Genomic DNA, 26,725 nt, shown 5'->3' on the forward strand with positions numbered 1-26,725 from the left:
TGCACACCGGCGGCGGTGCCCTCAGCACCGTACGCAGTGACGACTGGAACAAGGACGACGAGAAGTTCGACCCGGAGACCTACAAGGACAAAGGCGACAAGGGCAACAAGGGCGACAAGGGCGACGACGAGTCGAGTTCAGGCCGTAGCAAGGACGACTCGGGTTCCGACCGCGGCGGCAAGGACGACTCGGACTCGGAGCGCGACAAGCCCCGCGGCGGCATGCACACGGGTGGCGGTGCGCTCGCCATGCCGGGTACGACGGCCGGTGGGCTGGCGGTCCTGGCTCTCGCCGGTGCGGGCGTCTACGTGGTGCGCCGCAAGCGTGCGGCGGACGGCCTGTCCTGATCCATGCCTGACGACATAGCAGCCCGGGCCGCCTCCTGCGCACAGCGTGGCGGCCCGGCTGGTTGTCCCCCGTCCGCGCCGGCTCCGCCGCCGTAATCCAGTGAGTTGTCCCGTACGTGTTCCAGTGAGGTGGTGCCCGATGGCATCCCGGTTGTCCTCCCCTGTCGAGCCCCATTCCGTGACGCCGCTCCAGGGCGCTCGGTCCGGCGTGCCGTTGTACGTGTGGTGCGCCGGAATCCTGGTCCTGGCGCTGAGCCTGTTCGGCGGCCACGGCAAGCCCTCCGACCCCTTCGCCCCCTCGGCCAAGCCCCATGCCGCGGCGCTGGCACCGTCGTCCTCGGCCCGGCCGCTGGGCAAGCATCTGCCACGGTCCGAGCCGACGCGGCTGCTCATCCCGAAGATCGACGTGGACGCCCCGTTCACCGAACTGGCCATCGACGACGAGGGCAAGCTCCAGCCTCCGACGGCCGACGACACCAACCTGGTCGGCTGGTACGCCAAGGGCGTGTCTCCCGGTGAGCCGGGCGCCGCGATCATCGCCGGTCATGTCGACACGACGACCTCCCCGGCCGTCTTCGCCGACCTCAGGGAGCTGGGGAAGGGCGACCGGTTCACCGTGAAGAGGGCCGACGGGCGCGAGGCCACCTTCGTGGTCGACAACGCCGACACGTATCCGAAGGACGACTTCCCCGACAAGCGCGTGTACGCCGACACCCGCGACGCCGAGGTCCGGCTGATCACCTGCGCCGGCGACTACGACCATTCGGCGAAGGACTACACCGAGAACCTGGTGGTCTTCGCCCACCTCGTCTGACCACGGCCCGTGACGTGTCAGAGGCCAGGGACTCCGTGTTCGCGCAGGGGCCCGACGCGCCAGCCGTGCGTCTCGCAGGTGTCCAGGACGCGGGGCAGGGCGGCGAGGGTGGTGCGCCAGGAGTCCGGGGCCGAGGTGCAGTCGGAGTCGTGAAGCAAAATGGTGCCGCCGCCGGACAGATCGCGGGTGACGGTGCGGTGGACGGAGTCCGGGGTGGCCCGTTTGCGCCAGTCCTCGCCCCAGGCCGTCCACAGCGTCGGGGTCAGCCCGAGGCGGCGGCAGGTGAGGTGGGCGGCGGTGTTCATCACTCCGTACGGCGGCCGGAACAGCGTGGGCGGGCGGCCGGTGACCTCGGCGACGGCGTCGCGGGCCCGGGCGAGGTCGTCGTACGTGGCGCGGGGGCCGCGCAGCAGCAGGGGGCGGTGGTGCCAGCCGTGGATGCCGATCTCGTGCCCGGCGGCGGCCATCTCCTCGGCCAGACGGGGCGAGCGGGCCAGCATCGAGCCCAGCAGGAAGAAGGTCGCCCGGATGCCCCGGGCGTCCAGCAGCCGCAGGAAGTGCGGGGTGGAGAGGTGGTCGGGCCCGTCGTCGAAGGTGAGCGCGACGTGGTCGGGGCGGCCACGGCCGGCGAGGCGGGGCATGGTCCGGTTGCGCAGCGGGCCGAAGGTGGAGATCACCGGCCCGGCGTGCGCGGCGGCGAGCACGGGCAGGGCGATCGCCCCGGCCCGCCGAACGGTACGGGCCGACCGGCCCGGGCCTGACCTCATCGGTCGTCGTCCTCCAGGTAGTGGGTGAGCGCATCGAAGCGGTGGCCGGGGGACTCCCCGTAGGCGTAGGCGAGCGGGGCGCCGATACCGAGGGAGAGGGTGGCGGTGACGGCGGCGACCATGAGGACCGTACGGCGCCGGGCCTGCCGTGACCTGACGGCGAACCGCGCGGCAACGGGGCGCCGCGGCGCGTCGGCCGGTACGGCGGTCGGGAGTCGGGACGTCTCGAAGTCGACGGCGGCCCGCGCGGCGACCGGCCGCCCAGGCCTCGCGGGCAGCCCGAGCCGTCCGCCGGCCCGAACTCCGGCCCGAGGTCCGGGAGTCCCGGCGCGGGCGTCGGCCGGGCGGCGCTGGGACGGAATGGTGGCGGCGGGCAGCGGGCCGCGGGTCATCGCTGTGACGGCCGGTACGGGGCCGGGGGCCGTGGCGAACAGGGCCAGGCCCGCCTCGCGCTGCGCCCGGCCGCGCGGGCCGTGGAGGAGTTCGGTCAGGGTCGGCGCCAACTGGTCGGGCTCGCGGATCCAGGGAGCGAGGCCCGCCTCGTCGAGCGCGGCGGCGTTGGTCTGGCCGTGCCCGGGTATGCAGCGGTAGCTGACGACCGGGAGTCCGCCCGCGAGCGCCTCCAGCGAGGTGAGCCCGCCCGCGTTCTGGACGAGGACGTCGCACGCGTGCATCAGGCCGGGCATGTCGTCCACCCAGCCGTGCACGTGGGGGATGCCGTCCGCGCGCAGCCGTTCGGCCAGCGCGTGATTGCGTCCGCAGACGACGACCGGCAGCGCGACCCCGGTGCCGAGGATCTCCGCGGCGGCCTCCCGGACGGGCCCGACCCCCCACGAGCCCGCGACCAGCAGGGCGAGCGGTGTGTCCGGGGGAAGGCCGAAACGGGTGCGGGCGGCACGCCGTTCGTCCTCGTCGGCGGGGGTGAAGCGCGGGTCGGTCATCGGGCCGGTCACGGTGACGCCCGCCGCGCCCTGCTCGTGCGCCTGGGCGGCGGGTATCGCGTGGGCGGCGAGGTGGGCGTCGATGCCGGGCGCCACCCACAGGGAGTGGACGGAGAAGTCGGTGAGGTAGGTCAGGGCCGGTATCGCGAGCCGGCCGCGCAGCCGCAGGGCGCCGAGGACCTGGCTCGCTCCGGGGTAGGTCGAGACGACCGCGCGGGTGTCGGGGGTGACGGTGGCGAGGGTGTGGCGTTCGGCGCCGCGCAGCAGGGCCCGTACGGCGGGGTTGGGGCGTCGTTCGTGCTCGGTGGCGGCGTAGATGCGCTGGTAGCCCGCGGGGGCCCAGGTCAGCAGCCGGAGGTAGGCGCCGGAGAGCAGCTTTCCGATGCGGGCGGGCAGCAGGTCGAGGAAGTCGTGGCGGTCGACCAGGAAGCCCGCCGCCGTGAGGTGGCGGGTGAGTTCGGTGGCGGCGCCGTCGTGCCCGGCCCCCATGCTCGCGGAGATGACGGTGATGCGGGTGGGACTGTCGGAGTGGGGCACAGCGGATCAGCCTCCAGAGTGGTGAGGGCATGACGGGGGACGTCACCGACTCGGCGGTGAGGTGCTGAGCGCTCAGGCGTTGAACCCTCAGGCGTTGAGCGCTCCCGCACCCAGCAGCCCGAGAAGCAGCACGCCGACGACAATCCTGTAGATCACGAAGGCGTTGAAGGAGTGCTTGGCGACGAACTTCAGCAGCCAGGCGATCGACGCGTAGGCGACGACGAAGGAGACGGCGGTGCCGACGGCCAGCGGCACGACGCCCACTCCCGCACCGACGGCGTCCTTCAACTCGTACAGACCGGCGCCGGTCAGGGCGGGGATGCCGAGGAAGAAGGAGAGCCGGGTGGCGGCGACCCGGTCCAGGTCGAGGACGAGCGCGGTGGACATCGTGGCGCCGGAGCGCGAGAAGCCCGGGAAGAGCAGGGCGAGGATCTGTGAACAGCCCACCAGCATCGCGTCCTTGAAGGTGGTGTCGTCCTCGCCGCGCTTGTGGCGCCCCATCTGGTCCGCCGCCCACATCGCGCCACTGCCGACGATCAGCGAGACGGCGACCACCCACAGGGAGCCGAGCGCCCCGTCGATGAGCGGCTTGGCGGCGAGGCCCACGATCACGATCGGGATGGTGGCGTAGATGACCCACCAGGCGAACTTGTAGTCGTGGTGCTGCCGTTGCTCGCGGTCGCGCAGCCCCCGGCCCCACGCGGAGACGATCCGCACGATGTCCTTGAAGAAGTACACGAGTACGGCGGCGATCGCGCCGACCTGGATGACGGCGGTGAAGCCGACGACGGCCGTGTCGTCGACCGGGATGTTCATCAGCCCCTCGGTGATCTTGAGGTGGCCGGTGGAGGAGACCGGGAGGAACTCGGTCACTCCCTCGACGACTCCGAGTACGGCGGCTTGGCCGACGCTGATAGCACTCATGGGATCCATCTCTGCGGTGAACAGGGCGAGCACGTGTCCCCCGGGGCACGGGCGCACGGCGAGACATGGCAGACTCGGACCACGGCAGCATTTACACCGCCGTAGAAGTTCAAGTTTTACAGGACTGTAGAAGATGGACGGGTGAACGACAAACCCATGGGCCGCGATTCACGCGATTCACAGGCTCGAGGCTCCAAGCGGGCCAACGGCGAGCGGGAGTCCGAGATCCTCGGCGTACTCCAGCAGGCCGAGGCCGCGCTCACCCCGGGCGAGGTCGCCGAACGGCTCGGGGGCGAGCTGACGTACAGCAGCGTGGTCACGATCCTCACCCGGATGCACACCAAGCAGCTGCTCACCCGCACCCGGCGCGGACGGGCGTACGCCTACGCGCCCGTGACCGACGACCCCGGGTTTGCCGCCCGCCGGATGCGCACCGTGCTCGAGGAGCGCCCCGACCGCGAGGCGGTGCTCGCCCGCTTCGCCGACAGCCTGTCCGACACCGACGCGGACCTGCTGCGCCACCTGCTGGGACCCGACGCGGACCCCGACCGGTAGGACAAGGAGCCCGCCCGGATGCGTATCGCCGTCTATCTGCCGCTGCTGCTGTCCGTGATCGCGCCTCTCGGCGCCCGCCCGCTCTCCGAACGCTGCGAACCGCGCCTGGCCACCTGGCTGCTCACCGCCTCCGCGCTGATCCTGGGCGTGGCGACCACCGTCTCGCTGGGACTACTGGCGATCACCGGTCTGATAGGCGTCCCGTTCCTCGCCGGCCTCGGCCACTGGTCGGCCCGCACCGCGCAGATCAACGACCCCGCCGAACCGCCGGTCGCGCTCCTCGCCGGCCTCCTGCTCGGCGGCGCGCTGCTGACCGCGGCGCGGATGCTGTGGCGCCGGGCCCGCTCCCTCGCCTCCGCCATCTGGGACGCCGCGTGCATGCCCACGCCGGACGGACTCGTCATCGTCGAGGACGAGGCGCCGGACGCGTACGCGCTGCCGGGGCTGCCGGGGCGGGTCGTCGTCTCCACCGGCATGCTGCGCACCCTGGACGAGACCGAGCACGACATCCTGCTCGCCCACGAGCGCGCCCATCTCGCCGCCCACCACTATCTGTTCGTGGCCCTGGCCGGCCTGGGCGCCGCCGCCAACCCCCTCCTGCGGCCCTTCGCCACCGCCGTCACCTACACCGTCGAACGCTGGGCCGACGAACAAGCCGCCCGCGCCACCGGCGACCGCCGCCGGGTCGCCCGCGCGGTCGGCAAGGCGGCCCTGGCCGCCCACAACGCCCCCGCCCCCCGCCTCTCCACCCTCGGCTTCCGCGGCGTCCTCGGCCGACGGGGACCGCTCGCCGGCGCGGGCCCGGTCCCCCGCCGGGTCGCCGCCCTCCTCGCCCCGCCGCTCACCCGCCGTCCGGGGCTCGCCCTCGTCACGACGGCGTGCCTCATCCTCACCATGATGTCGACCGTCGCCGCCACCCGCGACCTGCACGACCTCCTCGAGGTGGTCGGCATCGCGCACCATCACGGCCCGCATCACCTCGACCAGGACAGGTCCGAACACACCGCCCTGCCCTTCGGCTGAACCGGTCGTCGTCGAGGCGTGGGCCGAGTGAGAACGGGGGACAGGGGCGGGCCATGACGAGTCGTTCGCTGATGCCGTGCCGACGTGCGGGAGGCGACCCGGTCGCCCCAGGGACCGAACCCGTACCCGGCTCCACGCGCCCCACCCCGACCCTCGACTGGCCCCACCCGGACGTCACCGCCCTCGTCGAGCGGCCCCCCACCGAAGACACCGCCCGCGACTCACTGCGCGTGGCACACGGGATCATCGCGCGTGAGGTACGCCTGGTGTACTCCGTGGACGACCTGCGCAGCACCTCGCGGACGCCGGCGCTCGGGCGGGGCTCGTGCAGTCAGCGGATGGCGGTGCTGGAGGCCGTCGCACGGGCCATCGCCGAGCTGTTCGCAAGCCCGGACGAGATGAGCGCGGCCTCCGGCGGCTTCACCCACAAGGGGGCGAGACCCTCTTCGACGCCGTGGTCCGTACGGCGGTCGACCGGGACGGCCACGCCGCCGCGAGCTGCGACGGCGGCCCTGGAGCCGTCTGTGACCTGTCCGGCCACCTCCGCCACGGCCGGCCAGACCCTGTGCCTCCCGGACCGCGTAGCGGCAGGCCGAGGCCTCTTGTCGCATCCTTGACGCCCAGGTCATCAGAGACCCGTCAAGGCATGCTGCCTGCGGCCTCCCCGGTCTCTACCGTCGGTCGTATGGAACGCCGCAACCGCCGCAACAACGCGCGCACCGCGGTCGACGCACCCGCCCCACTCTCCGCGGAAGTCGCGCGCGACCACCTCTGGGCCCAGGACGTACGCAGTTCGATCCGCTGCGCGACCGTGCTCCTCGCCCTTCTCCTCCTCATCGACTGGGGAGTCGGCACCCTCTCCGCGCCGCGCGCCATCCTGTGGGCCGCGCTCGCGCTGCTGCTGTTTCTCGTGCTGTACCCCACCCGGGTCTCCGCGGGCGAGGGCTGGCTGGTCTCGCGCGGACTGCTGCGCTCGCGGCTGGTGCGCACCGACCACCTGGTGTCGGTGCGCTGCCTGGACGGAGTCGGCCAGCGGCTCGTGCTGCGGGACACGTTCGGCGCGCGCGTCGAGATCGACCCCCGGGTCCTGGTCGCCAATCCGCCCCTGTGGCGCCGCCTCGACGAGGACGCGCGCCTGTCCGCCCTGCGCTCCACGCTCTCGTGCGGGCAGACCGCGCTGCACCGCGTCTCGGAGCGGATCGACCGCGAGACGGCACTGACGGTCTTCAGGGTGTCGGGGCTGGAGTGAGCGAGGGGTCGCGCGGAGACCGGCCTGGTCGCCCCCGGCGGCGGGAGCGGGCGCCCGCGGGAGCGCGACCTCCGAGGGAGGAGCGGGCCGGAGTGAGTGTCGGGCCCCCTCCCGGCCCCTCCTCCGGCTTACCCTCCGCCCGTGTTCAACGTCACGGGGATCCTCAAGCGGCTGGTGATCGGCCGGGCCATGCGCAGCGAAGAGCTGCACGAGACGCTGCTGCCCAAGCGGCTCGCCCTGCCGATCTTCGCCTCGGACCCGCTGTCCTCGGTGGCGTACGCGACCCAGGAGATCCTGCTGGTCCTCACCCTGGGCGGCCTTGCCTACCTGCACTTCACCCCGTGGATCGCGGCCGCGGTCGTGGCGCTGATGACGGTCGTGGTGCTGTCGTACCGCCAGGTGGTGCACGCCTACCCGAGCGGCGGCGGCTCGTACGAGGTGGTGTCGACGAACCTCGGTCCGACCGCCGGACTGGTCGTCGCCGCCTCGCTCCTCGTCGACTACGTCATGACGGTGGCCGTCTCGGTCGCCTCGGGCGTCGACAACATCATCTCCGCCGTCCCACGCCTCGCCGACCACCGCGTTCTGATGGCGATCGGCTTCGTGGCGGTCCTGACGGCGATGAACCTGCGGGGCGTCCGGGAGTCGGGACGCGCCTTCGCCGCACCGACGTACCTGTTCATCAGCGGTGTGCTCGTCATGGTGGTCACAGGCCTGATCCGCTACGCCCTCGGGGACGCGCCGGTCGCCGAGAGCGCCGGCTACGGCGTCACGCCGGACCCCTCGGACGCGAACCTGACGGGTCTCGCCCTGCTGATGCTGGTGCTGCGCGCGTTCTCCTCCGGCTGTACGGCGCTGACCGGGGTGGAGGCCATCTCCAACGGCGTACCGGCCTTCCGCAAGCCCAAGTCGAGGAACGCGGCCGAGACACTGACCGCGATGGGCGCCCTCGCGATCGTCATGTTCGTGGGCGTCACCGCGCTGGCGCTGATCACCAAGGTGCACATCACGGACAACGCGTGCCGGCTGACCGGACTCACCGGCGACTGCGGCTCGTACACCCAGCGCACGGTGATCGCGCAGATCGCGGCGGCGGTCTTCGGCGGCGAGCACAGCGTCGGCTTCTACGTCATCCAGGCGGCGACCGCGCTGGTCCTGATCCTGGCGGCGAACACGGCCTTCAACGGCTTTCCCCTGCTCGCGTCCATCCTGGCCCAACACCGTTATCTGCCCCACCAGTTGCACAACCGTGGCGACCGGCTCGCCTTCTCCAACGGCATCCTGGCGCTCGCGGTCGTCGCGGCGCTGCTGCTGTGGGGCTTCAAGGCGAATGTCACCAGCCTCATCCACCTCTACATCCTGGGCGTGTTCACCGCCTTCACGCTCTCCCAGCTGGGCATGGTCCGGCACTGGAACAGCGAGCTGCGCACGGAACGCGACCCGGCCCCGCGGCGCCGCCACCACACGGCCCGCGTGATCAACGCACTCGGCTCGGTCGTCACCGGCCTGGTCCTGGTGATCGTGCTGGCCACCAAGTTCACGGAGGGCGCGTGGCTCGCCGTACTCGCGGCGATCGTGCTGTGGGTGATGATGCGCGGCATCCGGCGCCACTACGACGCCACCTCGGCGGAACTGGCGGTGGCCGACCCGAAGGGCGAACTCACCCTCCCCTCACGCGTGTTGGGGATCGTACTGGTCTCCACCCTGCACAAGCCGACCCTCCGTGCCCTCGCCTACGCGCGCGCCTTCCGCCCCGACCGGCTGGAGGCCCTGACGGTCTCCGTCGACCGGGACGAGGCGGCGGCGCTGCTCAGGCGCTGGGAGGAGTACGGCATCGACGTCCCGCTGAAGATCATCGACTCGCCGTACCGCGAGGTGACCCGGCCGGTCGTGGAGTACGTCCGCTCGATCCGCCGCGAGAGCCCGCGGGACATCGTCGCCGTCTTCATCCCCGAGTACGTCGTCGGACACTGGTGGGAGAACCTTCTGCACAACCAGTCGGCGCTGTGGCTGAAGAACCGGCTCCTGTTCACCCCGGGGGTCATGGTCACGAGTGTGCCGTGGCAGCTGACGTCCTCGGCCCACGCCGACCGGCCCACGGCCAGGGCGCCGGGGTCCTTCCGGCGGGGGGAACCGCAGGGGCCTGCGCCCCGGGCGGGCACCCGGCGCCGGTGACGCGCCCACGGCGGAACCCGGCGCGGCGCACTCCCCTCTCAGCCCCCTCTCCCCCCTCTCAGCACAACCCCGTTCAGCAGACCCCGGTTCAACGGAACTCGGCGAGCCTCGGTCGCAGCCCCAGCAGGATCAGCGCACCCGCGCCGAGCAGCAGACCGCACGTCCACGGGAGCAGTCCGGTGGCCTCGAAGCGGCCCGCGCGGACCGCCGCCGTGAAGTGCCGCCGGTTGATGTCCGTCACCTGGTCCAGGGCCGTCATCCAGGCCCCGAAGTGGGCGTTGGACGTGCCCGGCTCCCAGCCCATGCAGAACGCGACGGCCTCACCCTCCTTGCCCTGCGCGACCAGGGCCCGGATCCGCCGGTCGTCGCGCTGGTAGACGGCGTACGCGTCCACCGTCCGCTCCGCCGCGGCCCGTTCGCCGGGGAAGGTGAGGTTGGCGAGCTCACGCGCGAACTCGCCGCCGAAGTCGAGGGTGTGGTGGTCGGCGCGGTACTCCTTCCAGGTCGTGGCGAGCCCGAAGTCGTACGAGTCGAGGGTCGCGCCCTTCACCCCGTACAGCTGCTGCGACTTGGCGAGGAACGCCTGCGCGTACTGCGCGCGGCGCTCGGGGTCCAGCAGAGAGCGGCTCTCGTCGGCGTTCGCGTCGTAGGCGATCGCGCGGGCGCGGGAGAGGGCGACGACGGAGTCGAAGGCGTCGCGGCGGGCGCTGTGCAGCCGGTCGGCGGAGGCGGAGAGCGCCTGGCCGCCGAGGAGCACGGCGAGCAGCGCGCAGACGGTGGCGGCCAGCACGCCGGGGTTGAGGATCCGGTGGAAGCGGCGGGCCAGGTACCAGTGGAGGACGCCGAGGGCGGCGAGCAGCAGCACGCCGAGCACGAGGACGGCGGCGAGCTGGGCCGCGAGGACCGAACGGGCCTGGTCGTACTGCCGGTCGAAGGCGCTGTTGTTGGAGTCCACCAGCGTCCTCGCGCTCGGCAGGAGCTGGGCCTGGAGGAGATCGGTGGCCTCGCGGTAGTCGACGAGGGCGGCCGGTCCGCCGCCGGCGCGGTCGTCGTTCTCCAGCGCGCGGCCGATCAGCTCCTGGTACTCGGCGAAGTCGTCGGTGAGCGACTCGACGGTGTGCTCGTCGGTGTGGTCTCCCTGGGCGGCGACGGCGAGCGTGCGCAGGTCGTGGCCGATCGCGCGGCGCGCGTCCCCGTAGAAGCCGGCCGCCTTCTCGTACGGCGTCGCCAGGCGCCCTTTGCCCCCGTCGCCGCCGGCCAGCAGGAGGTTGGCGGCCTGCGCGTCCATGTCGTTGAGGGCGAGGTTCAGGTCGGCGGCGCTGGTGGTGCGGGGTGCGTCGCGGCCCTCGACCGTGTCCCAGGTACCGGTGGCGGCGAGTCCGGCCAGCCCGAGCAGCAGGGCGAGGGCGACGGTCAGCAGGAGGGTGCCGGTCCGCAGCAGCCGCAGTCGTGCGGGCAGGGTCGCCCAGAAGCGGCGGTGCAGGGCGGTGGCGGCTCTTCGGGGTGCGAGGCGCAGAGGGAGCCTGGGACTTCGGGGCCGCCCGGCGCGTCGGGGGCGTCTCGATCGCGGTCCCCCACGTCTGGGCCGAGGCTGGTGCCCACCCCCGGAGGGGGCGCTCGCCCCGCGCGGTGGCGCTGCGAGGGTCCCGGCTCGCGTCGGACTGTGCGTGGTCGCGGCTCGCGCCGCGGGACTGTGCGTGGTACCGGCCGTGACAGCCACGAGCCCCTCCCTCGGCACGCCACAGACGCTCGTCCGTGTCCCCCGTGCCGCGCCCAGTCTGCGACCGCTTCACCTCACCCGCACCGGACCTTGATGGGCCCCTGATGGCGCACCGGACGACTTTGACGCGGCCTTGACGCCGTCGGCCGACCACGTGTGCGAAAAGCACGGCATTCTCGTGGTCGGGGGCGGACCGAGCGCCGGACCGGAGTGCCGGACCGCGGTGCCGGACCGGGGGCTGCCACCCCTGCGACCGCACCGCCGTCCCCCGTTCGCCGCAATGTCCACCCGCCCTGCCGTTTTCTCCCCCATTGCCCAGAATCGGATCACCATGGGCACCACGCCGGGCAGCAAGTCAGGAGCACCCCGATGGCCACCACCGACCACGCTCGTACCAGCGGTACGACGGGTACGAGCCGGCTGCGCGCGTGGATGCTCCAGGGACTGTCCGACATGGGCAAGACCCCGCAGAGCACGCACGCCGTGCCGGAGCCCGTGCACCAGGGACAGCGCTGGTGGCGGGTGATGTGCCTGACCGGCGTCGACTACTTCTCGACACTGGGTTACCAGCCCGGCATCGCGGCCCTGGCCGCCGGACTCCTCTCGCCCGTCGCGACCATCGTGCTCGTCATCGTCACCCTGGCGGGCGCACTGCCCGTCTACCGGCGGGTGGCCGAGGAGAGCCCGCGCGGCGAGGGCTCGATCGCGATGCTGGAGCGACTGCTGTCGTTCTGGAAGGGCAAGCTGTTCGTCCTGACCCTGCTGGGCTTCGCCGCCACCGACTTCCTGATCACCATCACCCTGTCGGCGGCCGACGCCTCCACCCACCTGGTCGAGAACCCCCATCTCACCAGCACGCTGCACAACCAGCAGATGCTGATCACGCTCATCCTGGTGGCCCTGCTCGGCGCGGTGTTCCTCAAGGGCTTCCTGGAGGCGATCGGCGTCGCCGTCGTCCTGGTGGGGATCTATCTCGCGCTCAACGTCGTGGTCGTGATCGTGGGCCTGTGGCACGTGGCGACGGCCGAGCATGTGATCACCGACTGGACCAGCGCCCTGACCACCGAACACGGAAACGTCTTCGCGATGGTCGGGGTCGCCCTCCTGGTCTTCCCCAAACTGGCCCTCGGCCTCTCCGGCTTCGAGACCGGCGTGGCCGTCATGCCGCACGTCCAGGGCGACGCCACCGACACCGACGAGAAGCCGGCCGGCCGCATCCGGGACACCAAGAAGCTGCTGACCACCGCCGCCGTGATCATGAGCGTCTTCCTCATCTTCACCAGCTTCATCACCACGCTCCTCATCCCGGAGCAGGAGTTCAAGTCCGGCGGCCAGGCCAACGGCCGCGCCCTCGCCTATCTCGCGCACGAATACCTCGGCGGCGCCTTCGGCACGGTCTACGACGTGTCGACCATCGCCATCCTGTGGTTCGCGGGCGCCTCCGCGATGGCCGGACTGCTCAACCTCATGCCCCGCTACCTCCCCCGCTACGGCATGGCCCCGCACTGGGCACGCGCCGTCCGCCCCATGGTGATCGTCTTCACCCTGGTCGCGTTCCTGGTCACCTGGATCTTCGACGCCGACGTCGACGCGCAGGGCGGCGCCTACGCCACCGGTGTCCTCGTCCTCATCAGCTCCGCCGCGATCGCCGTGACCATCGCCGCGCGGAAGGCCGGCCAGCGCAACTGGACCATCGCCTTCGCCGTCATCTCCGCGGTCTTCCTCTACACGACCGTCGTGAACGTCATCGAACGCCCCGACGGCGTCAAGATCGGCGCCTGCTTCATCGCCGGCATCATCCTCGTCTCGCTGCTCTCCCGGCTGGCCCGCGCCTTCGAACTGCGGGTGACCAGCGTGAGCCTGGACGACATGGCGGACCGGTTCGTCCGCGACATAGCCAGCCGCCGGATCCGGTTCATCGCCAACGAACCCGACAACCGCGACAAGGCCGAGTACCGCGAGAAGATCGAGCAGATCCGCGCCGACAACGACCTCCCGGCCCAGGAGGACTTCGTCTTCGTCGAGGTCACCGTCCTGGACCCCTCGGAGTTCGAGGCGGGCCTGACCGTACGCGGCGAGGTGCTCCACGGCCGCTACCGCGTCCTGACCCTGGAGTCCTCCTCCATCCCCAACGCCCTGGCCGCCCTGCTCCTGTACGTCCGCGACCGCACCGGCTGCACCCCGCACATCTACTTCGAGTGGACCGAGGGCGACCCCTTCACCAACTTCCTGCGCTTCTTCCTCTTCGGCCAGGGCGAGGTCGCCCCCGTCACCCGAGAGGTCCTGCGCGAGGCCGAACCGGACCGCTCCCGCCGCCCGCGCGTACACGTCGGCTAGCCACGGTGACAGCACCCCGCCCGTCCGCCCGTCAGTCCTCTTCCGTCGGGTAGTCCGCGCTCACCGTGAACCCGATGACCGCGCCTCCCCCCTCCCGCCGGAAGGCGAACGGCGCTCCGCCGTGGCCGGTGGCCACCTCACGGACGATGGACAGACCGAGCCCGGAACCGGGCAGGCTGCGGGCGTCGGCAGCGCGGTAGAAACGGTCGAAGACCCGGACGAGATCGCCCTCGACCACGCCCGGACCCCGGTCGAGGACCTCGATCCGGACGCTGCCCGGAAGACCGCCGCCCACCCCGACGCCGGGGCGCACCGGACCGGTGACCGCGATCTCGATCGGCGCCTTGCCCTCGCGGTCGAACTTGGCCGCGTTCTCCACCAGGTTGGATATCGCCCGCTGAAGCGCCGTGGGACGGCCGTCGGCCGTCGTGTCACCGCCCACCCGGACGAGGATGTCCCGCCCGGTGCGGCGCCGCGAGGCGATCGCCACGTCCTCGGCGAGATCGGCCAGGTCGATCCGCTGCACGGGCTCGGTGTCGGACCGCCCGGCCGCGAGCGCCACCAGCTCGTTGACGAGGTCGGTCAGCTCACGTGACTCCTGCGCCAGGTCGGCGACCAGCTCCTCGCGGGCGTCGGGCGGCAGCTCGTCGATGCGGCGCAGCATGGAGATGTTCGTACGCAGCGAGGTCAGCGGCGTACGGAGTTCATGGCCCGCGTCCTGGACCAGCCGCCGCTGGTCCTCCTCGGACTGGGCGAGCCGGCCGAGCATCCGGTCGAAGGAGCGGCCGAGGCGGGCCACCTCGTCGTATCCCGCCACCGGCACCTGGATGCCGAGCCGCCCGGTGCGCGCCACGTCCTCCGCGGCCCCGGCCAGCCGCACGAGCCGCCGGGTGATGCGCCGGGCCAGCCACCAGCCGAACAGCCCCGACGCGATCACCACCGCCCCCACCAGCAGCACGGTCCGCTGTTGCAGCTCCCGCAGCAGATCCTCCGTGTCACTGAACTGCTGGGCCACCTGCACCGCGCCCCGCCCGCCGCCGAGCGCGACGGTCGCCACCCGGTAGCGGTCGCCGGCGACGTCGACCTCCCCGTGCTCCACCCACTTGCCCGCGGTCGCGGACGCGGCTGTCCGCCGGTCGGCGGCGGTCACGGGCAGCGCCGGGTTCCCGCGGTCCGAGATCACCCCGCCGCGCCCGAGCACCTGCACATCCGTACGGGCGGGCCGGATGATGTCGTCCAGCGGTCCGTCGTGATCGGGGTCGGACGAGGAGAAATCGCCCGGGTCCAACGCCGTCTCGCGCACCTGGACCCGCAGGTCCTGCACGACCCCGGAGAAGACGGTCTGCTGGTCCACCCGCACCAGCCGGGCGGCGGCGTCGTAACTCAGGAACCCGACGAGGACGGTGACCACGGCGGCCACGGCGGCGAAGGACAGGGTGAGGGTGGCCCGCAGGGAGGACACCCGCCGGGGCCGCAGCCCCGTGAGCCATCGAGGGGGCACTCAGTCCTCCCTCAGCACATACCCCACGCCCCGGACGGTGTGGATCAGCGCCGGTGCTCCCGGCTCGTCGAGCTTGCGCCGCAGATATCCCACGTACACGGCGAGGTTCTTGGAGCCGGGACCGAAGTCGTAGCCCCAGATGCGGTCGTAGATCGTGGCGTGGTCGAGGACGATGCCCGCGTTGCGGACGAGCAGTTCGAGCAGCTCGAACTCGGTGCGGGTGAGCTCCAGCTCGCGCTGTCCGCGCCAGGCACGGCGCGCCTGGATGTCCATGCGCAGCCCGGCCGCGGAGATCTGGCCCGACGCCTCCTTCGACGCGGACACCGACGGCGACGGCGCCGTTACGCCGGCGGGGGTGCCGTTCACCGGACCGGTCCGGCGGAGCAGGGCCCGCAGCCGGGCGAAGACCTCCTCCACGTCGAACGGCTTGACCACGTAGTCGTCGGCCCCGGCGTCCAGGCCCGCGATGCGGTCGGCCGTCTCGACCAGTGCGGTGAGCATCAGGATCGGCGTACGGTCTCCCTCTGCTCGCAGCACGCGGCACACCTGCAGTCCGTCGATACCGGGCATCATCACGTCCAGGACGAGGACGTCCGGTGGCGTGCGGTGGGCCTGGGCCAGCGCCTCTACGCCGTCGGCGACGGCCGTCACCGCGTAGCCCTCCAGCGTCAGCGCCCTTTCCAGGGCATGGCGGATGGCACGGTCGTCCTCGGCGAGCAGCACATTTTGGGGCACCCCACCAGTCTGCCAAGCCGCCGGCCGGGTACCACCTGGTGGGCGGTGGTGAGGGTGGGCTTCTTACCCGCCTCTCACCCCTTCTCCCGCGAGCCCCTTACCTCGCCTGGTCAGTCTGTCCCGTATGTCAGGACGGGCGGACCCCCGAATCCCCCGGCAGGGGTCCGGCCGGTACGGAGGGGGTGGGCCGGAAGCGCAGGACGGTGGCGGCCCACCCCCTCTTCCGGCCCGCACGGCCATCACGGCCCGTTCGCCCTGCTCTCCCTGTTCGCCCTGTTCGCCCTGTTCGCCCTGTTCGCCCTACGGCCGCAGCGCGGCGAGCTGCTGCTCGAAGGGGATGACAGTGAACCTGTGGGCGGAGGCGAGAGCCCCGTCGAGCGAGCGCGGCGCGATGGCGGCGGCGGTGTCGGTGTCCACGGCCACCGACGCGACCGCCTCATCCGCCATGTCAGCCGCATCCGCCGTGTCCGCCGCATCGGCCCTTCGCACAGCCCCGGCCCCGGAGCCCAGGCCCTCCATGAGCCTCGCCAGTTCGCCCGCCGCGCGGTCGATCCGCTCGGCCAGGCCTTCCGCACCCCAGTCCTCCGAGGCCGCGTAGACCGCGGTCGGTACGACCACGGCGCGCAGGTAGGCGAAGAGGGGGCGCAGGGCGTGTTCGAGGACGAGGGAGTGGCGGGCGGAGCCGCCGGTCGCGGCGATCAGGACCGGCTTGCCGGTGAGCGCGTCCTGGTCCAGTACGTCGAAGAAGGACTTGAACAGGCCGCTGTAGGAGGCGGAGAACACCGGCGTGACCACGATCAGCCCGTCCGCCTCCGTCACCGACTCCAGGGCCGCGGACAGGGCCCGCCCGGGAAAGCCGCTGGTGAAGTTGTGGGCGATCTCCACGGCCAGGTCGCGCAGTTCGACGACCTGGATGTCGACGGACGTGTACCGGCCGGTGGCAGCGGCCAGCCGGTCGGCCAGCAGCCGGGTCGACGAGGGGACGCTCAGCCCCGCCGAGACGACGACGAGCTTCATGCGACGCTCACTTCCTGAGCCTTGAGCAGGGACTGGTGGGTCGGCGCGTCCGGCACATCCGCCGGACGCCCCTTGGCGAACTCCTCGCGCAGCACCGGGACGACCTCCTCGCCGAGCAGGTCGAGCTGCTCGAGGACCGTCTTCAGCGGCAGCCCGGCGTGGTCCACCAGGAACAGCTGGCGCTGGTAGTCACCGGCGTACTCACGGAACGCCAGGGTCTTCTCGATGACCTCCTGCGGGGAGCCGACGGTCAGCGGGGTCTGGTCGGTGAACTCCTCCAGGGAGGGTCCGTGCCCGTAGACCGGCGCGTTGTCGAAGTACGGCCGGAACTCGCGCACGGCGTCCTGGGAGTTCTTCCGCATGAACACCTGCCCGCCGAGACCGACGATCGCCTGCTCGGGCGTGCCGTGCCCGTAGTGCGCGTACCGCTCCCGGTACAGCTCGACCATCTGCCTGGTGTGGTCGGCCGGCCAGAAGATGTTGTTGTGGAAGAAGCCGTCACCGTAGTACGCGGCCTGCTCGGCTATCTCCGGCGACCGGATCGAGCCGTGCCACACGAACGGGGGCACCCCGTCCAGCGGACGCGGCGTCGAGGTGAACGACTGCAGCGGCGTGCGGAACTTGCCCTCCCACGTCACCACGTCCTCACGCCACAGGCGGCGCAGCAGCGCGTAGTTCTCCACGGCCAGGTTGATGCCCTGGCGGATGTCCTGCCCGAACCAGGGATACACGGGCCCGGTGTTCCCGCGCCCCATCATCAGATCCACCCGCCCGTCGGCCAGGTGCTGCAGCATCGCGAAGTCCTCCGCGATCTTCACCGGGTCGTTGGTGGTGATCAGCGTGGTCGACGTCGACAGGATCAGCCGCTCGGTCCGCGCCGCGACATAGCCGAGCATCGTGGTCGGCGACGACGGCACGAACGGCGGGTTGTGGTGCTCACCCGTCGCGAACACATCCAGGCCCACCTCCTCCGCCTTCTGCGCGATGGCGACCATGGCCTTGATCCGCTCGGCCTCGGTCGGCGTACGGCCGGTCGTCGGGTCCGCCGTGACATCGCCGACGCTGAAGATTCCGAACTGCATGGTCGCTCACCCTCCAGGTTGTTTACGATTCAACTATACCCCCAAACGATCCACCCCCCGTCGCTATTCCGCGCACCACCCACCCTCCGACCCCTCGCCCCTGCCCCTGCCCCTGCCCCTGCCCCTGCCCCTGCCCCGACTGTCAGTGCCCCGCCCTACGATCCCGTCATGGCCGCCCCACGCCGTGACACCCGAGGCATCGTCGACGCCGCGGAGCTCTTCGCGCGCGTCCGCTTCCGCCGCCGTGAACCCGCCGAGCCGCTCCGCCCCTACCTCGAGCACTACTGGCTGATCGACTGGGACCTGCCCGAGCCGTACGCCTCCCACGTGGTTCCGCACCCGTCCGTGAACGTCGTCTTCCAGAGGTACGCGGGTCAGGGCCCCGTCGAATTCGGCGAGGTGGCCGGCATCGGCCTCGACCTGTTCACACAGAAGCTGGAGGGCCGGGGACGGGTGTGCGGGATCCAGTTCCGCCCGGGGGGCTTCCGCCCCTTCGCGCCGGGACTAGCCCTGACGTCACTCACGGGCCAGCGAATCCCACTCCACACGGTGTTTCGCACGCTGGACGCCGCCACGGTCCCCTCCGTCCTCGATCCCGCCGACGAGGACGCGCGCGTGGCCGCGCTCGACGCGTTCCTCCTGGACCTCGGTCCGCGCCCGGATCCCCAGGCCGACCTCGCCATGGCCCTGGTGGACCGCATCCGGGGCGACCGCGCCATCCGGCACGTCGGCGACTTCGCACGCGCCGAGGGGATGACCGTACGGGCCCTGCAACGGCTCTTCGCCGCATACGTCGGCGTCGGCCCGAAGTGGATCATCCTGCGCTACCGGATCCACGAGGCCCTGTCCCGCGCGGAGGCCTCCGGCCCGGTCGACTGGGCCGCCCTCGCCGCCGACCTCGGCTACGCCGACCAGGCCCATCTCGTCCGCGACTTCACAGCGACGGTGGGAGTACCCCCCACCACCTACGCGACGACCACCCACTGACCCGACTCCGATGGCCATCGCGGGTGGTCCGGGGCTCGGCCGCCGGCCGGTGGGGTCTGGAGGCGGAGCCCGGCGGCATCACCGAGTGGTGGTGGTGATCGTGTCGCGGAGCCAGCGTTGCGCGGCGTCGTCGTCCAGGCGGGGATGCCAGGACATCGCACAGCTGATCGGGCCGATCTCGCTCGGTGCCGGGATGACGGTGGTGGTCCCTGGCGACGCGTGCCGGATCGCGAAGCGCCTCGGCAGAGTGGCCATCAGCGAGGTTCCCGGCACCGCGGCGGCCGCCGCCGCGTGGTAGGGCACGGTCACGCTCGCCCGCCTCGGGCTGCCCAGCAGTTCGAGACACCGGTCGACGTGCCCCTGCCGTCCGTCAGCGACGTCCACCACGATGTGCGCGCACTCCAGATAGTCCCGCAGCGACATGGCGGGGCGTTGTGCGAGCGGGTGCCGGCTGGAGACCAGGCAGGCGTAGTCCTCCTCGAACAGCACCTGTGAGCGCAGCGGCGGCGGAGCCGAACCGCCGTGGACGAGCAGGTCCACCATGCCGTGCTCCGCGTCGTTGAAAACGGCATGGTGCCAGCGCGAGAAGAGCACGGTCGAGCCCGGCGATTGCTCGAACACCCGGGCGAGCAGCGCCCCGCTGAGTACGGAGACCGTGTAGTCGGTTCCGGCCAGGCGGAACGAACGTGCCGCTGTCGCAGGGTCGAACGCCTCGCCGGAGAAGACGTGTTCGAGTCTTGGCAGCGCGTGCTCCAGTTCGGCCTGGATCCGCTCGGCACGCGGGGTGAGCCGGTATCCGCCCGGCCCGCGCACGAGCAGTTCGTCGCCGAGGGTGGCACGCAGGCGCTGGAGAGCCCGGCTCATCGAGGGCTGGCTCATGTGCAGCCGGTCCGCCGCGCGGGAGACGTGCCGCTCCTCGAGCAGCGCGTGCAGCGGCGCCAGCAGGTTCAGGTCCACCGAATCTATACGCGGCACGCATACACGGTATGCAACATATGGCATTGCCGCATAGTCCCCGGATGCAGAACGCTGAGGGCATGAGCAAAGAACAGCGCGAAGCGCTCGACACCCTCTTCCGCAACGGCCCGCTCGACATCGGCGGCGACCATGTACAGCAGCGCGAGATCTTCACCCGGATGCTCACCTCCCGGCCGCTGCCCGAGGACGTGGTGCTCACCCCCGGCAGACTGGGCGGGGTCCCCGTCCTGGAGATCGGCATCGACGGCGTCAACCCGGAAGGCACGCTGTTGTGGTTCCACGGCGGCTTCTATGTGTTCGGTTCGGCACGCACCTCGGCAGGTCTGGCCTCGAACGTCGCCCGCCGGATCCGGACGAGGGTGATCCTGGTCGACTACCGGCTGGCGCCCGAGCACCCGTTCCCGGCCGCGCCGGACGACGCCCTGGCCGCCTACCGCGCCCTGCTCGGCGAGACCGGAAGCGGCGACCCGGCGCGGATCGCCGTGGTCGGTGAGTCGGCCGGTGCCGGCCTCGCCGGGGCCCTGCTGCTGCGTGCGCGTGAGCAGAACCTGCCGATGCCGGCCGCCGGCGTGCTCTTCTCGCCGTACGCGGACCTGACGCTGAGCGGCGCGAGCATGACGACCAGGATCGCGGTCGACCCGTCGTTCACCCCCGAGGCCATCGCGGTCCGGGCCAAGGACTACACAGGTGCCGCGGACCCCGCGGATCCGCTGATCAGCCCGGTGTTCGCGAACCTGCGTGGCCTGCCGCCGCTGCTGATCCAAGCCGGGTCGAACGAGTTGCTGCTCGACGACGCGGTCAGGCTCGCGGCGCGCGCGGCCGCGGACGACGTCCCGGTCACACTCGAGGTCACCCCGGGCGTCCCGCACCTGTTCCAGGCTTTCGCCGCGATGCTCGACGAAGGCGAGGCCGCGGTCAGGCGGGTGACCGAGTTCCTGCACGCGGCATTCACCCTCCCGCCCCGGGCACGGACGACAGCTCGGCATCACCCCGCCAGCGTTGAGCCGAACGGGTGACGGGCGGAAGCGCCCAGGACTTCGAGATCACCCCATGGCCCCTTCGGGCACCCCGCGGACTCAGGGGATCAGGACCAGCCGCCCCCGCAGCCCGCCCTCGGCCAGCCGCGCGTGGGCCTTCCCCGCCTCCTCCAGCCCGTACGTGTCGGCGACCCGGGTCGTGAGCACCCCCTCGTCGACGAGCGCCACCAGCTCCGCGAGGCGCGCCCCGTCGGCGCCCACCTCCACCGCGTCCGTCCGCACCCCCCGTACGGACGCCGGATGCGCCCCCGGGATGACGCCCACGAACACCCCGCCGTCCCGCACCCACTCCAACGCCGCCGCGCCGAGAATCGCCGCGTCCAGCACCCCGTCCACGCCCTCCACGCCGCCCGGCGCGAAGTGGGCCGCCCCCAGCGACCGTACGAGCTCCTCGTCGCCCTCGCGGGCCACCCCCGTCACCACGAGACCTCGGTGGGCGGCGAGTTGGACGGCGTACCCGCCGACCGCCCCCGCCGCACCCGTCACCGCCAGGCTCTGCCCGGGCGCCAGGGCCAGCAGGTCCAGGGCCCGGTCCGCGGTGAGGGCGTTCAGGGGCAGGGTGGCCGCGTGAACGGCGTCCACCGAGCTCGGCGCCCCGGCCACCGCGTCCGCGTCCACGACCACGTGATCGGCGTGTGTGCCGAGGGACTTGACCGCCCCGTACGACAGCGCCACCACCTCGTCGCCGACCCTCCACCCCGCGTCCGCGCCCACCGCGTCCACCGTCCCGGCCACGTCCCAGCCCAGTCCGAGCCGCCGCCCCGCGCCCCCGAAGCCGCCCGCGCGCACCCCGGCGTCGACCGGATTGAGCGCGGCGGCCGCCACCTTGATCCGTATCTGCCGGGCACCCGGCTCCGGCACCTCGACCTCCGCGATCTCCACCGCTTCCGGCCCACCGAACTCCGTCACGACCACTGCCCGCATGTCAGCTCTCCCTGTTTCCTACGCCTGGCGCGTCGAATCACCTGATTCATCCGGGTTTTTCTCCCGTTGCAACAACCCTAGGAAGAGTTAAGACCACGACCGCGGCGCAGCGGCGCGCGCAGGCGCGGATCGAGTACGACGCGTTCATCCGCAGCTGCCCCACCAACCAGCTCCTCGACCGCATCAGCGACAAGTGGGTCAGCCTGGTCGTCAGCGCGCTCGCCCAGGCGGACGAGGCGTCGATGCGCTACAGCGACCTGGGCCGCAAGCTCGCGGGGATCAGCCCCAAGATGCTGACGCAGACGCTGCGGTCACTGGAGCGCGACGGCATCCTGGTCCGCACGGTGACACCGTCCGTACCCGTCCGCGTCGACTACGCACTGACCCCTCTGGGCACCAGCCTCGCCGGACTGCTCTCCGCCGTGAAGGACTGGGCGGAACTGCACATCGAGGAGGTCAACGAGGCGCGGGAGCGTTACGACGGCGACGCCTCGTCCGAAGACTCCGCGGGCTCTGCGGGCTCCGGACGGTCCTCGTCGGCCTCCTGAAAGGTCCCCGTCCCGCAGGCGGGCGATCCGCCGCGCGCTCAGGTCCACCGTGCGACGCATCTGCGATGATCAGGGCCAGTTCGTCGTCCGCCAACTCGTCGAAGAGCGCGTACCAGCCGCCGCCCAGCGTCAGGGCCACCCCCGCACCCGCCGATCATCCGTAGGACGTCGCTTCCGTCGCTCGGGGCCCGCACACGCTCACGCTCACGTGATCACCCGTTGTATGCCACTCCAGACCGTCGACAGGCGCCGTCCATCAGGTGACGGGAGCGGCGGATGGGGCCCGTGCGAGAGTGGCGGCATGCTGATCGTCCGCTCCGTCGCCCTCTTCGTCATCGCCGCGCTCTTCGAGATCGGCGGCGCCTGGCTGGTCTGGCAAGGCGTGCGCGAGCACCGCGGCTGGCTCTGGATCGGCGCGGGCGTCATGGCGCTCGGCGTCTACGGCTTCGTGGCGACACTCCAGCCGGACGCCGAGTTCGGCCGCGTCCTCGCCGCGTACGGCGGAGTGTTCGTGGCCGGCTCCCTCCTCTGGGGCATGGTCGCGGACGGCTACCGCCCCGACCGCTGGGACGTGACCGGCGCCCTCATCTGCCTCGCCGGAATGGCCGTGATCATGTACGCGCCGCGCGGCGGCAACTGAGCCCGCGACCTCGCGGACGCCGACCGCCTGCCTATCCTGACGAGGACCGACCACACCACGTACAGCCAGTTAGTCACGTCCTAGGAGCAGCCCATGACGTCCGCCGTGCCCTCCGCCTCCTCCCGTATCGCCGTCGTCACCGGCGCGAGCAGCGGCATCGGCGCGGCGACGGCCCGGCAGCTGGCCGCGGCCGGCTACCGCGTCGTGCTGACCGCCCGCCGCAAGGACCGCATCGAGGCGCTGGCCGAGGAGATCAACGCCACGGGCCACCAGGCGACCGCGTACGCGCTGGACGTCACGGACCGCGCCGCGGTCGACGAGTTCGCCGGCGCCTTCAAGACCATCGGTGTCCTGGTCAACAACGCGGGCGGCGCGCTGGGCGCCGACCCGGTCGCGACCGGCGACCCGGCCGAGTGGCGCCAGATGTACGAGACGAACGTCATCGGCACACTGAACATCACCCAGGCCCTGCTCCCGGCGCTCACCGCGAGCGGCGACGGCACGGTCGTCGTGCTGTCGTCGACGGCGGGGCACGGCACGTACGAGGGCGGCGCGGGCTATGTCGCCGCCAAGCACGCCGAACACGTCCTCGCCGAGACCCTCCGCCTGGAGATCGTCGGAACGCCGGTCCGGGTCATCGAGGTCGCGCCCGGCATGGTCAAGACGGACGAGTTCGCGCTGACCCGCTTCGGCGGCGACACGGAGAAGGCGGCCAAGGTCTACGCGGGTGTGGCCGAGCCACTGACCGCCGACGACGTCGCCGACACCATCACCTGGGCCGTCACCCGCCCCAGCCACGTCAACATCGACCTCCTCGTCGTCCGCCCCCGCGCCCAGGCGTCGAACACCAAGGTCCACCGGGAACTCTGATGCCGCACGGGATGCCGGACGGGATGCCGATCGAGGCGCCGATCGAGGCGCCGGACGAGACGTCGGACGCGCCCTCCGCGGAGCGCCGCCACCTCGCCGCGGAGAAGAAGAACCAGCGTTATGTCTGGTGGTACCTCGCGTACTTCCTCTTCGGCATCCACATCGTGGCGTTCGTGATGATCTACGCGGTGACGCACGCGAAGTAGCCACCCGGGGTCGCTGGTCGTGACGCGTAGGGTCCCTGGTCGTGAACCGACACATACCTTTCGCGCGTCTGCGCAACTTCCGCGACCTCGGGGGATACGCGACCGAGGACGGCCGAACGGTCCGCCGGTCCCGCCTGTACCGCGCGGACTCGCTCGGCAGACTGACCCCCGGGACGGCGGACTGGGAGCTCTTCCTCTCCCTCGGTGTCCGCACGGTCGTGGACCTCCGCTACCCCTGGGAGATCGAGTCGAAGGGCCGCGTCCCCGAGCACCCCTCCCTCACGTACCACAACCAGAGCATCGAGCACCGCCCGTACGACCAGGCGGCGTTGGGGCCGGAGGTGGCTCCCGGCCCGTATCTGGCCGAGCGCTTCGCGGAGGTCGCCGAGGACGGCACGAAGGAAATCCGCGAGACGCTGCAACTGATCGCGCGGGCGGCCGAGTCGGACACGCCCCTCGCCTTCCACTGCGCCTCGGGCAAGGACCGCACGGGCCTGGTGGCGGCCCTGGTCCTGTCCCTCCTGGGCGTCCCGGACCAGACGATCGTCGAGGACTTCACCCTCACGGAACGGGCCACGCCCCTCCTGGTGGCGGACTGGCGCACCGACAACCCCGACCGTGAACTGCTGTGGCCGGCCTACGGCACGGCCCCCGCCGAGATCATGACCCGGTTCCTGGCGACGATGAACTCCCGCTACGGCTCGGTCCAGTCGTATGTCACGGAGACCCTGGGCCTGGACACGGCCTTCATCTCGGCCCTCCGCGCGACCCTCCTCGAACCGGCCTCTCCCCTCACCTTCCGCCGCGCGACCGAGACCGACATCCCCACCCTGGTCCGCCTCCGGGACGAAGCGGCCCACTGGCAGATCACCCACGGCATCGACCAGTGGAAGCCCGGCCAACTCACCGAACCCCACTTCCGCACCCGCCTGACGGAGGGCGAAGTCTGGCTGTCCCTCCTGAACGACCAGGTGGCGGGCGCCTGGGAACTCTGGTGGGACGACCCGGCCGCCTGGGGTCCCCAACCCCCCACCGCCGCCTACATCCACCGCCTGATGACCGACCGCCGCGTGGCCCCGCCCGGCACCGGCCGCCACCTGCTCGCGGAAGCGGAACGCCGCATCGCCGCCTCCGGCCGCACCCTCTGCCGCCTGGACTGCCTCTCCACCAACCCCCGCCTGCGGGAGTATTACCAAGCGGCGGGCTACACGGTCGTGGGCGAACAGACCGCCAAGGACGGCGGCCTGGGCACCCCGTACGCGGTGACCCTCCTGGAGAAGCACCTCCGCTGACTCACAAGGGTGAACCGCACAGATCACCCACAGGGCGCACTCGAACACGCCTGACAGCAGCCATGAACCAAGCAGAAGCCCCGGACAGACCGACGTGTCCGGGGCCTCCTTTCCGGCTGCCTCCACCTCCGCGCGTCAGCCCTTGACGCAGACGACCTGCTTCAGCTTCGCCACGACCTCCACGAGGTCGCGCTGCTGCTCGATGACCTGCTCGATCGGCTTGTACGCGCCCGGGATCTCGTCCACGATGCCGGAGTCCTTACGGCACTCGACGCCCTGCGTCTGCTCCTCCAGGTCCCGCGTCGAGAACCGACGCTTCGCCGCGTTGCGGCTCATCCGCCGGCCCGCGCCATGGGAGGCCGAGTTGAATGCCTTCTCGTTCCCGAGACCCTTCACGATGTACGAGCCTGTCCCCATCGAACCCGGAATGATGCCGAATTCCCCGGCCCGGGCGCTGATGGCCCCCTTGCGCGTGACGAGCAGGTCCATACCCTCGTAGCGCTCGATGTTGACGTAATTGTGGTGGCAGCTGACCTCCGGCTCGAAGATCGGCTTCGCCTTCTTGAACTCCTTGCGGATCACGTCCTTCAGGAGCGCCATCATCAGGGTGCGGTTGTACTTCGCGTACTCCTGCGCCCAGAACAGGTCGTTGCGGTACGCCGCCATCTGCGGAGTGTCCGCCACGAAGACCGCAAGGTCACGGTCGACCAGCCCCTGGTTGTGCGGGAGCTTCTGGGCGACGCCGATGTGGTACTCGGCCAGCTCCTTGCCGATGTTGCGCGACCCGGAGTGCAGCATCAGCCAGACGGCACCGGTCGTGTCCGTACAGATTTCAATGAAGTGGTTGCCCCCGCCTAGCGTGCCCATCTGCTTGGTGGCACGCTCCTCACGGAACTTGACCGCCTCCGCAACCCCGTCGAACCGCCCCCAGAAGTCGTCCCACCCACTCGTCGCCAGCCCATGGAAGCCGCCCGGCTCGACCGGGGAGTCATGCATCCCCCGTCCCACCGGAATCGCCTCCTCGATCTTCGACCGAAGCCGCGAAAGATCCCCCGGCAGATCATTGGCCGTGAGCGACGTCTTGACCGCGGACATCCCGCAGCCGATATCGACCCCCACCGCCGCCGGACACACCGCGTCGCGCATGGCGATGACCGAGCCGACCGTCGCGCCCTTGCCGTAGTGGACGTCCGGCATGACGGCGAGCCCCTTGATCCACGGGAGCGTGGCCACGTTCTGGAGCTGGCGCAGGGCCACGTCCTCGACCGACGCCGGGTCCGTCCACATGCGGATGGGCACCTTCGCGCCCGATATCTCTACGTACGACATAACATCCTCATTCCCCCGACAAACGACAAAAGTCATAGAACGCAAAACCCGCGCCAAGGTCGACGTATGGGACAACGGACCGGCGTCCACGGCTGTGCGTGCGATACACATTGTCTCCAGGGGCCGCCCCCGTGCGGCAACCCAATAACCACAGGACAGCACCACAGAGCATCCCGGCCACAGGCTCCGG

At 71.5% G+C, this 26,725-nt stretch carries 25 protein-coding genes and 1 pseudogene; 15 read left to right on the forward strand and 11 right to left on the reverse strand.

Going from position 1 to position 26,725, the window contains the following annotated elements; genetic code table 11:
* Positions 1–347 (forward strand): annotated as a pseudogene (locus ACZ7M2_RS12495) (hypothetical protein); the annotation flags it as partial.
* 139 nt (positions 348–486) lie between these two features.
* Positions 487–1,161 carry a class F sortase gene (locus ACZ7M2_RS12500; RefSeq protein WP_471595163.1) on the forward strand — a complete coding sequence of 225 codons (675 nt, stop codon included), beginning with the start codon at positions 487–489 and terminating at the stop codon, positions 1,159–1,161.
* A gap of 17 nt (positions 1,162–1,178) precedes the next feature.
* Here the strand turns inward: ACZ7M2_RS12500 and ACZ7M2_RS12505 are convergent, their stop codons facing one another.
* The 3 genes from ACZ7M2_RS12505 to ACZ7M2_RS12515 all read right to left on the reverse strand — a co-directional run bounded on the left by ACZ7M2_RS12505 (position 1,179) and on the right by ACZ7M2_RS12515 (position 4,330).
* On the reverse strand, positions 1,179–1,928 hold the full coding sequence (locus ACZ7M2_RS12505) for a polysaccharide deacetylase family protein (RefSeq protein WP_471595164.1): 750 nt from the start codon (positions 1,926–1,928) through the stop codon (positions 1,179–1,181).
* Positions 1,925–3,406, reverse strand: coding sequence for an MGDG synthase family glycosyltransferase (locus ACZ7M2_RS12510; RefSeq protein ID WP_471595165.1), 1,482 nt, complete (start codon positions 3,404–3,406; stop codon positions 1,925–1,927). Before ACZ7M2_RS12510 ends, ACZ7M2_RS12505 begins: the two co-directional genes overlap by 4 nt.
* An 87-nt stretch (positions 3,407–3,493) precedes the next feature.
* Entirely contained in the window at positions 3,494–4,330 is an 837-nt protein-coding gene (locus tag ACZ7M2_RS12515; protein ID WP_352046297.1) for an undecaprenyl-diphosphate phosphatase, read from the reverse strand.
* 141 nt (positions 4,331–4,471) lie between these two features.
* Between ACZ7M2_RS12515 and ACZ7M2_RS12520 the strand changes: the two genes are divergently transcribed.
* The 5 genes from ACZ7M2_RS12520 (at position 4,472) to ACZ7M2_RS12540 (ending at position 9,332) form a co-directional block, all read left to right on the forward strand.
* Entirely contained in the window at positions 4,472–4,885 is a 414-nt protein-coding gene (locus tag ACZ7M2_RS12520) for a BlaI/MecI/CopY family transcriptional regulator (protein ID WP_308314069.1), read from the forward strand.
* Between the two features lie 18 nt (positions 4,886–4,903).
* Positions 4,904–5,908 (forward strand): M56 family metallopeptidase, encoded by a 1,005-nt coding sequence (locus ACZ7M2_RS12525; RefSeq protein WP_471595166.1) that lies wholly within the window; start codon positions 4,904–4,906, stop codon positions 5,906–5,908.
* 53 nt (positions 5,909–5,961) lie between these two features.
* On the forward strand, positions 5,962–6,525 hold the full coding sequence (locus ACZ7M2_RS12530; RefSeq protein WP_471595167.1) for a hypothetical protein: 564 nt from the start codon (positions 5,962–5,964) through the stop codon (positions 6,523–6,525).
* Between the two features lie 68 nt (positions 6,526–6,593).
* The gene (locus tag ACZ7M2_RS12535; RefSeq protein WP_471595168.1) at positions 6,594–7,157 is read left to right on the forward strand and encodes a hypothetical protein; all 564 of its coding nucleotides are present in this window, start codon (positions 6,594–6,596) and stop codon (positions 7,155–7,157) included.
* A gap of 189 nt (positions 7,158–7,346) precedes the next feature.
* The gene (locus tag ACZ7M2_RS12540; RefSeq protein WP_471595238.1) at positions 7,347–9,332 is read left to right on the forward strand and encodes an APC family permease; all 1,986 of its coding nucleotides are present in this window, start codon (positions 7,347–7,349) and stop codon (positions 9,330–9,332) included.
* A gap of 88 nt (positions 9,333–9,420) precedes the next feature.
* On the opposite strand, the gene ACZ7M2_RS12545 is transcribed toward ACZ7M2_RS12540, so the two are convergent.
* Positions 9,421–11,052: a hypothetical protein gene (locus tag ACZ7M2_RS12545; protein ID WP_471595169.1), complete on the reverse strand. Its 1,632-nt coding sequence runs from the start codon at positions 11,050–11,052 to the stop codon at positions 9,421–9,423.
* 369 nt (positions 11,053–11,421) lie between these two features.
* Here ACZ7M2_RS12545 and ACZ7M2_RS12550 point away from each other — a divergent pair, with 369 nt between their 5' ends.
* Complete coding sequence (locus tag ACZ7M2_RS12550) at positions 11,422–13,389, forward strand: APC family permease (protein WP_471595170.1); 1,968 nt, start codon at positions 11,422–11,424, stop codon at positions 13,387–13,389.
* A gap of 31 nt (positions 13,390–13,420) precedes the next feature.
* Here the strand turns inward: ACZ7M2_RS12550 and ACZ7M2_RS12555 are convergent, their stop codons facing one another.
* The 4 genes from ACZ7M2_RS12555 to ACZ7M2_RS12570 form a co-directional block, all read right to left on the reverse strand.
* Positions 13,421–14,890: a sensor histidine kinase gene (locus ACZ7M2_RS12555; protein WP_471595171.1), complete on the reverse strand. Its 1,470-nt coding sequence runs from the start codon at positions 14,888–14,890 to the stop codon at positions 13,421–13,423.
* A complete protein-coding gene (locus ACZ7M2_RS12560) occupies positions 14,891–15,625 on the reverse strand; it encodes a response regulator transcription factor (protein WP_471595172.1) in 735 nt (244 codons plus the stop codon). It lies immediately after the preceding gene.
* Positions 15,626–15,925: 300 nt separating this feature from the next.
* Positions 15,926–16,642 carry an FMN reductase gene (locus ACZ7M2_RS12565; protein ID WP_471595173.1) on the reverse strand — a complete coding sequence of 239 codons (717 nt, stop codon included), beginning with the start codon at positions 16,640–16,642 and terminating at the stop codon, positions 15,926–15,928.
* A complete protein-coding gene (locus ACZ7M2_RS12570; protein ID WP_352046285.1) occupies positions 16,639–17,724 on the reverse strand; it encodes an LLM class flavin-dependent oxidoreductase in 1,086 nt (361 codons plus the stop codon). Before ACZ7M2_RS12570 ends, ACZ7M2_RS12565 begins: the two co-directional genes overlap by 4 nt.
* A gap of 168 nt (positions 17,725–17,892) precedes the next feature.
* On the opposite strand from ACZ7M2_RS12570, the gene ACZ7M2_RS12575 reads away from it, so the two are divergent.
* Positions 17,893–18,711, forward strand: coding sequence for a DUF6597 domain-containing transcriptional factor (locus tag ACZ7M2_RS12575; protein WP_471595174.1), 819 nt, complete (start codon positions 17,893–17,895; stop codon positions 18,709–18,711).
* Between the two features lie 78 nt (positions 18,712–18,789).
* On the opposite strand, the gene ACZ7M2_RS12580 is transcribed toward ACZ7M2_RS12575, so the two are convergent.
* A complete protein-coding gene (locus tag ACZ7M2_RS12580; RefSeq protein WP_471595175.1) occupies positions 18,790–19,686 on the reverse strand; it encodes a LysR family transcriptional regulator in 897 nt (298 codons plus the stop codon).
* 62 nt (positions 19,687–19,748) lie between these two features.
* On the opposite strand from ACZ7M2_RS12580, the gene ACZ7M2_RS12585 reads away from it, so the two are divergent.
* On the forward strand, positions 19,749–20,705 hold the full coding sequence (locus ACZ7M2_RS12585) for an alpha/beta hydrolase fold domain-containing protein (protein WP_471595176.1): 957 nt from the start codon (positions 19,749–19,751) through the stop codon (positions 20,703–20,705).
* A 60-nt stretch (positions 20,706–20,765) separates the two neighbouring features.
* Here the strand turns inward: ACZ7M2_RS12585 and ACZ7M2_RS12590 are convergent, their stop codons facing one another.
* Positions 20,766–21,650, reverse strand: a complete 885-nt coding sequence (locus ACZ7M2_RS12590; RefSeq protein WP_471595177.1) for an NADP-dependent oxidoreductase — start codon at positions 21,648–21,650, stop codon at positions 20,766–20,768.
* 44 nt (positions 21,651–21,694) lie between these two features.
* On the opposite strand from ACZ7M2_RS12590, the gene ACZ7M2_RS12595 reads away from it, so the two are divergent.
* From ACZ7M2_RS12595 to ACZ7M2_RS12615, 5 genes are all read left to right on the forward strand, one after another.
* Positions 21,695–22,198, forward strand: a complete 504-nt coding sequence (locus ACZ7M2_RS12595) for a winged helix-turn-helix transcriptional regulator (protein ID WP_471595239.1) — start codon at positions 21,695–21,697, stop codon at positions 22,196–22,198.
* 301 nt (positions 22,199–22,499) lie between these two features.
* Complete coding sequence (locus tag ACZ7M2_RS12600; protein WP_471595178.1) at positions 22,500–22,838, forward strand: YnfA family protein; 339 nt, start codon at positions 22,500–22,502, stop codon at positions 22,836–22,838.
* 93 nt (positions 22,839–22,931) lie between these two features.
* Positions 22,932–23,708 carry an SDR family NAD(P)-dependent oxidoreductase gene (locus tag ACZ7M2_RS12605; protein WP_095853240.1) on the forward strand — a complete coding sequence of 259 codons (777 nt, stop codon included), beginning with the start codon at positions 22,932–22,934 and terminating at the stop codon, positions 23,706–23,708.
* A gap of 23 nt (positions 23,709–23,731) precedes the next feature.
* The gene (locus ACZ7M2_RS12610) at positions 23,732–23,914 is read left to right on the forward strand and encodes a hypothetical protein (protein ID WP_471595240.1); all 183 of its coding nucleotides are present in this window, start codon (positions 23,732–23,734) and stop codon (positions 23,912–23,914) included.
* Between the two features lie 41 nt (positions 23,915–23,955).
* A complete protein-coding gene (locus ACZ7M2_RS12615; protein ID WP_471595179.1) occupies positions 23,956–25,206 on the forward strand; it encodes a GNAT family N-acetyltransferase in 1,251 nt (416 codons plus the stop codon).
* A gap of 135 nt (positions 25,207–25,341) precedes the next feature.
* Here ACZ7M2_RS12615 and ACZ7M2_RS12620 read toward each other — a convergent pair whose 3' ends face one another.
* A complete protein-coding gene (locus ACZ7M2_RS12620; protein WP_471595180.1) occupies positions 25,342–26,535 on the reverse strand; it encodes an RtcB family protein in 1,194 nt (397 codons plus the stop codon).
* Between the last annotated feature and the right edge of the window lie 190 nt (positions 26,536–26,725).

It is taken from the genome of Streptomyces sp. NPDC111507, assembly GCF_055638955.1.

Excerpts from the sequence above, each read along its gene's own strand:
- ACZ7M2_RS12500 (WP_471595163.1), top strand. The coding sequence starts at position 487 with ATGGCATCCCGGTTGTCCTCCCCTGTCGAGCCCCATTCCGTGACGCCG.
- ACZ7M2_RS12505 (WP_471595164.1), bottom strand. The coding sequence starts at position 1,928 with ATGAGGTCAGGCCCGGGCCGGTCGGCCCGTACCGTTCGGCGGGCCGGG.
- ACZ7M2_RS12515 (WP_352046297.1), bottom strand. The coding sequence starts at position 4,330 with ATGAGTGCTATCAGCGTCGGCCAAGCCGCCGTACTCGGAGTCGTCGAG.
- ACZ7M2_RS12525 (WP_471595166.1), top strand. The coding sequence starts at position 4,904 with ATGCGTATCGCCGTCTATCTGCCGCTGCTGCTGTCCGTGATCGCGCCT.
- ACZ7M2_RS12530 (WP_471595167.1), top strand. The coding sequence starts at position 5,962 with ATGACGAGTCGTTCGCTGATGCCGTGCCGACGTGCGGGAGGCGACCCG.
- ACZ7M2_RS12535 (WP_471595168.1), top strand. The coding sequence starts at position 6,594 with ATGGAACGCCGCAACCGCCGCAACAACGCGCGCACCGCGGTCGACGCA.
- ACZ7M2_RS12540 (WP_471595238.1), top strand. The coding sequence starts at position 7,347 with ATGCGCAGCGAAGAGCTGCACGAGACGCTGCTGCCCAAGCGGCTCGCC.
- ACZ7M2_RS12550 (WP_471595170.1), top strand. The coding sequence starts at position 11,422 with ATGGCCACCACCGACCACGCTCGTACCAGCGGTACGACGGGTACGAGC.
- ACZ7M2_RS12565 (WP_471595173.1), bottom strand. The coding sequence starts at position 16,642 with ATGAAGCTCGTCGTCGTCTCGGCGGGGCTGAGCGTCCCCTCGTCGACC.
- ACZ7M2_RS12570 (WP_352046285.1), bottom strand. The coding sequence starts at position 17,724 with ATGCAGTTCGGAATCTTCAGCGTCGGCGATGTCACGGCGGACCCGACG.
- ACZ7M2_RS12575 (WP_471595174.1), top strand. The coding sequence starts at position 17,893 with ATGGCCGCCCCACGCCGTGACACCCGAGGCATCGTCGACGCCGCGGAG.
- ACZ7M2_RS12585 (WP_471595176.1), top strand. The coding sequence starts at position 19,749 with ATGAGCAAAGAACAGCGCGAAGCGCTCGACACCCTCTTCCGCAACGGC.
- ACZ7M2_RS12590 (WP_471595177.1), bottom strand. The coding sequence starts at position 21,650 with ATGCGGGCAGTGGTCGTGACGGAGTTCGGTGGGCCGGAAGCGGTGGAG.
- ACZ7M2_RS12600 (WP_471595178.1), top strand. The coding sequence starts at position 22,500 with ATGCTGATCGTCCGCTCCGTCGCCCTCTTCGTCATCGCCGCGCTCTTC.
- ACZ7M2_RS12605 (WP_095853240.1), top strand. The coding sequence starts at position 22,932 with ATGACGTCCGCCGTGCCCTCCGCCTCCTCCCGTATCGCCGTCGTCACC.
- ACZ7M2_RS12610 (WP_471595240.1), top strand. The coding sequence starts at position 23,732 with ATGCCGATCGAGGCGCCGATCGAGGCGCCGGACGAGACGTCGGACGCG.
- ACZ7M2_RS12620 (WP_471595180.1), bottom strand. The coding sequence starts at position 26,535 with ATGTCGTACGTAGAGATATCGGGCGCGAAGGTGCCCATCCGCATGTGG.